Origin of the sequence: Meridianimarinicoccus zhengii, assembly GCF_003254465.1 — a bacterium.
Classification (GTDB): domain Bacteria; phylum Pseudomonadota; class Alphaproteobacteria; order Rhodobacterales; family Rhodobacteraceae; genus Meridianimarinicoccus; species Meridianimarinicoccus zhengii.
Window position 1 is genome coordinate 1 of sequence record NZ_QDFI01000187.1, and the last position, 930, is coordinate 930.

Below are 930 nucleotides of genomic sequence, written 5' to 3' on the forward strand. Positions count from 1 at the left end.
CCAGCGCTCCAGCGTGATCTGCGCTGAGAATCAGTAGGTTAGGAATTGTTCAGGGCGAACTTCTTCAGCTTCTCGACGATCCCGCTGGATATAAGACTCTTCAGTGTGAACACGCCGGGCACCTACAATTTCTCCATCCTGCGGGATGACCCGAGCCAGATCGCTGGTCTTGCGCCAATCTCGGTCGGGACGGGCGTGTCGCTGATCGGTTCGAGCGGTGACGCGCTGTTTTACGAGTACAAGGCCACCGCCGCCGCGTTCGTTGGTGATATCCTCGCGTCTTTCTTCGTGAATACAGCATCGCTTGGCCTGCGGCCCGATGACGAATTGCCCGACATCCTTGTCTCGGATTCGGACGGTTCGCTCGGCATCTGGAACCCCGCGACCTTCTCGGAGGTCGTCGATCTCGACGTCGACTTCCAGGCAGTTCCGGTCCCGGCAAGCGTATTGCTGCTCGCCGGTGCGCTGGGTGCTCTCGGCGTGACGCGCCGCCGCAAGAGCGCCTGAGCGCACGCACGCGACCCGGCCGGTCAAGACGGCGCGGCACCGCTTCACAGATGAAGGCGTCCCCTCGGGGGCGCCTTCCCGTCTGTCCACGCTGGGACTTCTTGAACCGTTGCCGTGGATGCACCCGCCCGAGCGAAGGCGATGCTGACGGTGACCGCGAGAAACGTCTGTGACCACCGGTCCGCCAGCCGGGACATCGGCGCTTTGGACGCCTGCGCTTCCTCGACCAGACGGACGATCCCGGCATAGGTGCTGTCCTTCGCCTCGCGGGTCGCCGTCAGGTCGAAGGCCTGGCCCGCGTTGGTCGCGCCGCTCATCGCGTCGGCCCCACGTACCGGCCGCGAAGGCAGGGGCCTCACCAGTTAGTTCAGGCTGAACAAACTTCTGGCTGGCCGCTCTGACGATTGCCGCGACAGTTTTCAG

At 64.0% G+C, this 930-nt stretch carries 1 protein-coding gene and 1 pseudogene; one reads left to right on the forward strand and one right to left on the reverse strand.

Annotation, left to right across the window (positions count from 1 at the left end; genetic code table 11):
- The first annotated feature begins 45 nt into the window (after positions 1-45).
- The gene (locus tag DDE13_RS22515; protein WP_111406406.1) at positions 46-507 is read left to right on the forward strand and encodes a VPLPA-CTERM sorting domain-containing protein; all 462 of its coding nucleotides are present in this window, start codon (positions 46-48) and stop codon (positions 505-507) included.
- Positions 508-638: 131 nt separating this feature from the next.
- Here DDE13_RS22515 and DDE13_RS22520 read toward each other — a convergent pair.
- Positions 639-857, reverse strand: a pseudogene (locus tag DDE13_RS22520) (P-type ATPase); the annotation flags it as partial.
- Positions 858-930 lie beyond the last annotated feature (73 nt).